This window comes from Henriciella sp. (assembly GCF_049649345.1).
GTDB lineage: Bacteria > Pseudomonadota > Alphaproteobacteria > Caulobacterales > Hyphomonadaceae > Henriciella.
In genome coordinates this window covers 1-6,526 of the sequence record NZ_JBARZC010000427.1, presented here as the reverse complement: position 1 = coordinate 6,526, position 6,526 = coordinate 1, and the positions used below count along the sequence as shown (strand labels likewise).

11 protein-coding genes are annotated in these 6,526 nt (G+C 60.7%); 2 read left to right on the top strand and 9 right to left on the bottom strand.

Annotated elements, in window-relative coordinates; all coding sequences use genetic code 11:
* Positions 1-64: 64 nt before the first annotated feature.
* On the top strand, positions 65-319 hold the full coding sequence (locus WA989_RS11790) for a TraR/DksA family transcriptional regulator (RefSeq protein WP_424340693.1): 255 nt from the start codon (positions 65-67) through the stop codon (positions 317-319).
* A gap of 51 nt (positions 320-370) precedes the next feature.
* On the opposite strand, the gene WA989_RS11785 is transcribed toward WA989_RS11790, so the two are convergent.
* From WA989_RS11785 to WA989_RS11775, 3 genes are read right to left on the bottom strand one after another with little or no spacing between them, the layout of a single operon-like run.
* Positions 371-1,333 (bottom strand): acetyl-CoA carboxylase carboxyltransferase subunit alpha, encoded by a 963-nt coding sequence (locus WA989_RS11785; protein ID WP_424340692.1) that lies wholly within the window; start codon positions 1,331-1,333, stop codon positions 371-373.
* Between the two features lie 32 nt (positions 1,334-1,365).
* Entirely contained in the window at positions 1,366-1,914 is a 549-nt protein-coding gene (locus WA989_RS11780) for a GNAT family N-acetyltransferase (RefSeq protein ID WP_424340691.1), read from the bottom strand.
* Positions 1,911-2,330: a nuclear transport factor 2 family protein gene (locus tag WA989_RS11775; RefSeq protein WP_424340690.1), complete on the bottom strand. Its 420-nt coding sequence runs from the start codon at positions 2,328-2,330 to the stop codon at positions 1,911-1,913. The genes WA989_RS11780 and WA989_RS11775 overlap by 4 nt, the downstream gene beginning before the upstream one ends.
* A 135-nt stretch (positions 2,331-2,465) precedes the next feature.
* Between WA989_RS11775 and WA989_RS11770 the strand changes: the two genes are divergently transcribed.
* Positions 2,466-2,666, top strand: coding sequence for a dodecin family protein (locus WA989_RS11770; protein WP_424340689.1), 201 nt, complete (start codon positions 2,466-2,468; stop codon positions 2,664-2,666).
* A gap of 62 nt (positions 2,667-2,728) precedes the next feature.
* Here WA989_RS11770 and WA989_RS11765 read toward each other — a convergent pair whose 3' ends face one another.
* From WA989_RS11765 to WA989_RS11740, 6 genes are all read right to left on the bottom strand, one after another.
* Positions 2,729-3,154 carry a hypothetical protein gene (locus WA989_RS11765; protein WP_424340688.1) on the bottom strand — a complete coding sequence of 142 codons (426 nt, stop codon included), beginning with the start codon at positions 3,152-3,154 and terminating at the stop codon, positions 2,729-2,731.
* Positions 3,155-3,174: 20 nt separating this feature from the next.
* Entirely contained in the window at positions 3,175-3,723 is a 549-nt protein-coding gene (locus WA989_RS11760; protein ID WP_424340687.1) for an energy transducer TonB, read from the bottom strand.
* A gap of 96 nt (positions 3,724-3,819) precedes the next feature.
* A complete protein-coding gene (locus tag WA989_RS11755) occupies positions 3,820-4,359 on the bottom strand; it encodes a hypothetical protein (RefSeq protein WP_424340686.1) in 540 nt (179 codons plus the stop codon).
* A 42-nt stretch (positions 4,360-4,401) separates the two neighbouring features.
* Positions 4,402-5,460 (bottom strand): HpcH/HpaI aldolase/citrate lyase family protein, encoded by a 1,059-nt coding sequence (locus WA989_RS11750; RefSeq protein ID WP_424340685.1) that lies wholly within the window; start codon positions 5,458-5,460, stop codon positions 4,402-4,404.
* A 56-nt stretch (positions 5,461-5,516) separates the two neighbouring features.
* On the bottom strand, positions 5,517-6,035 hold the full coding sequence (locus WA989_RS11745) for a hypothetical protein (RefSeq protein ID WP_424340684.1): 519 nt from the start codon (positions 6,033-6,035) through the stop codon (positions 5,517-5,519).
* Positions 6,036-6,147: 112 nt separating this feature from the next.
* On the bottom strand, positions 6,148-6,526 hold a 379-nt coding region (locus WA989_RS11740), incomplete at its 5' end, for a YceI family protein (RefSeq protein ID WP_424340683.1).

Below are 6,526 nucleotides of genomic sequence, written 5' to 3'. Positions count from 1 at the left end.
TCCACACCTCGTGTTTGATGGCTAGCCCTTGCCAACTTCTTAAATGAGTCGCAGGCTGATGAATATGAACCGCCAGACTGGTCTTGGTCCCAAGGGAATCGACTTTTCCAGCAAGACGTCATCGGACACCTCGTCCGGGGACGGCGCAGGGCGTCGGGCCTCTCCTGCGACCCGGCAATTGAAGCGGATCGATGCCGCGCTTCGGCGTCTGGAATCCGGCCGGTTCGGCCATTGTCTTTATTGCGGCGACCAGATCGCCCTCCGGCGGCTCAACCACGATCCGTCGATAGAAAGCTGCGCAGTCTGCGACGAGAATTAGAGCCAGCCAGCACGCTTTGACAGCCGGCCCGTTCAGGCCTCAGTTCAGGCCTCAGTTCAGGCCTTCGCGGCCAATCGCATAGAAACGCTCGCGGCGCTGGCGCTTGAGTTCGGCAGCCGACAGACCGTCCAGCTCGCCAAGCGCTTTCTCGATTGCCTTGCCGGCCTGGCTGACCGCGCGCTGCGGGTCGCGATGCGCGCCGCCGACGGGTTCTTTCACAACGGCATCAATCACTTTGAGCTTCAGCAAGTCGTCTGAGGTGATCTTCATCGCTTCGGCCGCGTCACGCGCCTTCGCGGCGTCGCGGTAAAGAATGGAGGCGCAGCCTTCCGGCGAGATCACCGAATAGATGGAATGCTCCATCATCAGCACCTTGTTGGCCGCTGCGATCGCAATCGCACCGCCCGATCCGCCTTCGCCGATGATCAGCGCCACATTTGGCACCGTCAACGTCAGGCAGCGCTCGGTCGAGCGGGCAATGGCCTCAGCCTGGCCGCGTTCCTCGCCGGCCTTGCCGGGGAAGGCGCCGGCCGTGTCGACGAAAGTCAGCACAGGCAGGCTGAACTTGTCTGCAAGGTCCATAAGGCGGACCGCCTTGCGGTAGCCTTCAGGGTGCGCCATGCCGAAATTATGTCTCAGGCGGCTCTCGGTGTTGCGGCCCTTTTCGTGGCCCATGACGACAACACTGCGCCCGCGGAAGGTAGCTAGCCCGCCGATGACGGCCTCATCATTGCCATAGACCCGGTCGCCGGCGAGTTCCTGAAAATCATCGAGCAAGTGTTCGACATAGTCGGAAAAATGCGGGCGTTCGGGATGGCGGGCGACCTGCGTCTTGCGCCAGGGCGTCAGCGAGGAATACGTGTCCTTCAGCTGCTTGGCTGCCTTGTCCTTGAGCTTCTTCAACTCATCGGAAATGGGCGGGCCATCGCCCGTCTGGGCAAGCGATTCCAGCTCTGCAATTTTAGTCTCAAGCTCGGCAATCGGCTTTTCAAAATCGAGATATGTCGTTGGCATGAGCGGAAACTAGCCTCACTCGCCTGCGATTCCTAGGCTTTTTGGCTGCCACGCTTGCGTCTGTAGAAGCCGACTTCGGACCCGTCGAATAATACGGTGCCAGAAGGAGTATAGCCGAGCTTGGCCGAAATCCGGATCGAGGCGGCATTCTCGTCATCGATGATGCAGACACTTTCATCGGCCTCGAGCTCTTCGTCGAACCAGTCATGGATCGCGCTCACAGCTTCGCTGGCATAGCCTTTTCCATGCTGTGTGGGTGCGATGATCCAGCCACATTCAGGCGTGCCCCAGAAGCGGGGTTCGCTGTCGCGGTGAAAATCGGCAAAGCCGACCTCGCCGATAAAGTCGCCTGTGCGCCGCTCCTCGGCCAGCCAGTAGCCATAGCCCATGGTCTGCCACAGGCCGCGATTGCGCTGGATCGTCGTCCACACCTCGCTGGGGGTCCGCGCCTTCCCGCCAATGAAGCGGATGATCGCCGCATCTCTCCAGATATTGGCCAGCGTGTCGAAGTCGGCGGCCTCGTGCGCGCGAAGCCGCAAGCGTTCGGTCAGGATGACCGGGACCGGTCTGGCGCGGCTCACGAATGGGCGGCCTTCATCTGTTCAAGCATACGGCCCATCGCCGCATGCACGGCCTGCATACCCTTGAGCGGGCGGACCATGACCTTGAAATCCTTGATCAGGCCCTTGTCGTCCCATTCGATCAGGTCCACGCCATTCACGAGAACGCCGTCCATCTCGCATTCGAATTCCAGCACCGCCTTGTCACCGCAGTCGAAGACCCGCGTATAGCGAAACGTGTCACCGCCCATCGTCTGCCCGGCGGCGCCGAGATAGAGCATGGTAATCGCCTTGCCTTTCTGCGGTGTATGGACAACCGGGCTGGTGAACACGACATCTTCATGCAGGATGGCAGACAGCGCTTTAGGATCGTGCTCGCCGTGGAAGTAATCCATCCAGCGCTGCAGATTCTCCGAATATCCCGATTTGCCGACCATTTTATCCTCCCACTTGCCTTTCTTCGGCTTAGCGCGGCTGGACAGAAAGAAAAACCCTGCGGTGGCCGCGCCCGGACAAATGTGTTTTGTTGTAAGTGGTTGGGGTGGGCTTCTTCTAGCAAGGAAGGCCACACTATGAGTGTTGCTCGCGTTACAGAAATCACGGCTAAAGGCAAATCCATCGAGGATTGCCTGGAGAAAGGCGTGAAACGCGCTTCGGAAACGCTAAAAAATGTCGAACATGTCTGGGTCTCGGACATCAAGGCCCGCGTTTCGAACGGCAAGATCGACCACTATTTCGTGACGATGAAAGTCACCTTTGTGCTCGCAGACTAGACGAGGTCAGCCCCGGCCACGCCTTCGGGTGTCGCCGGGGATACCGCTCTGCGCGCGCCTGGCTATTGACCTATGATTGGCGTTCCGACCAGAAATTCCACCGGGTCAGAGAAGCAATAGCCGCGCTTGATGACCCAGCCGGCAGGATAATCCGGCTTGATAAACACCATTTCGAACTGCCCCCAGGTCCGGCGGGGCTCGCCGGTTTCCGGATCGGCTATGGCGTAAGCGCAGGTTTCGGACCCGCTATCATCGGGCTCGATCCAGACGCCCGTATAGGCGGTGCGGCCCTCGACCTCGCCGGCCAGATCATCGACATAGGCGATGCCGCGCATTTCGCTGCCCTCGATCGGATAGGTCAGGACCGCATGGCCCTCGCTGGTATCATGGTCATAGATGACCTCGCCGATCTCGGTGGACCAGGCTTCGTCGGCAAGCGCCGGCGCGGCCAGGCTCATAGCAATAATAGCGGCAACAAACTGTTTCATTTCATCGTCCTCGCAGGGTCTCAGCCATCCACACAATACTGGACCGGATAGACAACATTGAGGCGGCGGACATTGCGCCCATCGACCACTTTCGGTGAAAAGCGGGCGCTCTGCATGGCGTTGAATGTGGCCGAGTTGAATTCGGGCGACGAGCAGGCCGTCAGGATCTCTTCCGGCGCGCCGGACGTGTTGACGTCCATCATCGCATAGCACATCGCCTCACGGCCGGCAGATCCGGCGGCTGCCGGATAGGCGGGCACAGGCCGCTCAATTGGCTGTGCATCCCTGTCGACCACTTCGGTGGTCACCGGACCGCCGAGCAATTCACCGCTGGAGGCCGACTTCTGCGCCACTTCGCTCAACCGTGTCTGCCAGCCTTCAGGGTATACGACATCCGCAGACGGCGCACCGGGATGGCCGCACTCGGCGATCATCCCGTCTCGCACCACTGTGGTAGACGCCGTGCCCGTGGCCGCGGGGCCCGGACCATAGACAGGGGGCGGATTGACGGCGCAGGCAGACACAAATGCGCCTGCGACCAGCAAGCCCGAAAGGGAGAAGAGTTTCATGGGGGACGACCTCTTTTATGGTAAACGCCCCTACTCTATCAGGCCGAACGAGCGCGCGCCAAGTCATACCGGGTGCGCGCCGCCTGGCTGTAGCGCCTATTCGGCGTCAGGCCTGCAATAATTGACCGGCAGAAGAATATTGGCGGTCTGCGGGCTGTCCTGCCCTTCGGCTGTTTCGAATTCCAGCGCGTCCAGCACCGCCGCTGTCGACTCGGCGAAGCTCGGCAGCGTGCAGTTCGTCATGATATTCGCCGTCTGGCCTTCGGCGGTGACGTCAAACATCACCTCGCAGACACCTTCCACGCCGAGCACTTCGTAGAGCGGCGGGTATTCAGGCGCCAGATCGCTGGTCGGGACAGGCATGACCACATCGCCGCCGGGCCGATTGGCCGTCTCGGCGCGCGCGGCCCAGCCATCGGGTGGGGTCTGCGCTACGGCCTGGCTGCCGCCGCACGCTTCGATACCGGTATGCTGGCTGAGAATGGCGAGCGTCTCGCCGGTCAGCGGCGTTTCGAGCCGCTCATTGAGCGCCTCAACCGTTTCGGCCTTGAATCCGTGATAATCGGTGTCGGCCGCTGCCGTACCGGCCAGCGTCGTGCTGGCGGCGAAAAGGATGGGGATAAGGGGAAGTTTCATGGACGCGTCTCCTTGATTGCTCTTGGGACCACGTCCGCCATCCTAACCTGAAGCGTAGGCCTCCGCCAAATCAGGGTCTTTCGCCGCCACCAGATCGGCAAGATCGGAGATCACCTTGGCCTGTTTCCAGGTCGCGTCATCCTGCATCTTGCCGTCCAGCATCGCGACACCCGTCCCATCCGGCATCGCTTCCAGGATACGGCGGGCGAATTTCACCTCGTCAGCGTCCGGGCTGAACACTTTCTTGGCGATGGCGATCTGGTTCGGATGCAGGCTCCATGTGCCTGAGCAACCGAGCAGGTAGGCATTGCGGAATTGCTGCTCGCAGGCCTCGCTGTCCGAAATATCGCCGAACGGACCGTAAAACGCATTGATCCCCGCCATGCGGCAGGCGTCGACCATGCGGGCAATCGTATAATGCCACGGATCCTGCTGCGCATTGGCGCGGGCGCTGCCGTCCTCATTCGGGTCGTCGATGACCCGGTAGAAGGGGTGGCCGCCGCCAACGCGGGTTGTCTTCATCTTGCGGTCTGCCGCCAAATCTGCCGGGCCAAGCGAGATGCCTTGCATGCGCGGCGAGGCAAGCGCGATATCCTCGACCAGCGCCATACCCTGCGCGGTCTCGAGAATGGCGTGGAACAGGATCGGGCGTTTCAGGCCGGCTTTTGCCTCGAGCTGCGCGACATACTGGTCAGCGAAATGAATGTCCCACGGCCCCTCGACCTTGGGCAGCATGATGACATCGAGCTGGTGGCCGGCCTTCAGGACAAGCTCAGAGACATCATCCTGAAACCAGGGCGAGTTGAGCGGATTGACGCGGCTCCAGAAGCCTGTGCCCTTGGCCTGCCAGTCGACCATGCCGGCCATCTCTATGGCTCCGGCGCGGGCCGCCTCCTTGGCATCGGACGGGATCGCATCTTCAAGATTGGCGAGCACGACGTCAGCCTGGTCGGCCATTTGCGGCACCTTGGCGCGGACCTTGTCGAGATGCGGCGGGACAAAGTGGATCATGCGCTCCAGCCGCACCGGCAGCTCGCGCATCGGGTCTGGCGCGCCAATCGCGAGTGGCTTGAAGAAATTGCGGGGTGTTTTCTGGCTCATGCGGCTCCTCCGTTGCGCTGCAACATAGCCGGGCGGGCCGGGCCGTCAATCACGTCTCAAAGTGTTGGAGCTGGGCGCGAGAATTCGTAATAGTTGCGGCGGAAGCTTTCGGTTTCGCCGTCATAGGTAACCCGTTTCGAGATGGTCATCTTCGTCGCAGAAAGTTCGTAGATGGTCAGGCACTCGGCCGCCCTGTTATTGTCCTGACACTCGGCTTGCGTGTGGATGTCAATCGAGCCCTCCTCTTCGTCGCGGCTGATCACCTCCGCACCATTCATGGACCGGCCCTCATCGTAAATCTCGATTTCGGCGACCTCGTCGGCCGACGGTTCATCGGGATAGCTCAAGGCCAGTTTCAGCACGGAGCCTTCGCGCCCGACCCCGAGATTGACGGGAATGGAGAACTCTTCCTCAGGCTCATTATAATTGAGATAGGTGAGCGAACCCGACCACCCATCGCCTTCAATCAACAGAAAATCATCGAGTACGACCTTCGGATGAAAGTCGTGCGGCTGCCCTGACGACTCCGGTGTTTCGGCGCAGGATGTGATGAGCCCTGACATCGTCAGAGCCATGATCGTCGTCCGCATTGAATTTGTCCCACCACAACTTGTTCACCCAGATACGCTCACCGGGCGGAACTGGTTCCGTTTGAGGGCGTGAAGAGCAGCCGTCTTGCCGAAGGGCCTATTCCTCGTCGGTCTCTTCTTCAGCCGCAACCAATTCGGTTTCGATGCTGAGGGCGAGTTCGTCAGACACCATCGGGGCAGCATAGCCGAGCCCCCATTCGGACCGCATGATGTCACCGCTCGCAGAGAAGCCGAGCTTGGTGCGTCCCTGCGACTCGCCCTGCTTGTTGAGGGTGACATCGAGCGTCACCGGGTGGGTCTGGTCTTTTAAGGTGAGATCACCGGTCATCGTTCCGGTTTGACCATCTTCTGTCTCGAAGCCCGTCGCGACAAAGCGCGCGGTCGGGTAGGCTTCGAGATTGAACAGGTCATCGGATGCCAGATGGCCTTCAAACTTGTCATTCTCAGGCGCGCCGACCCAGAACCCATTGTCTGCA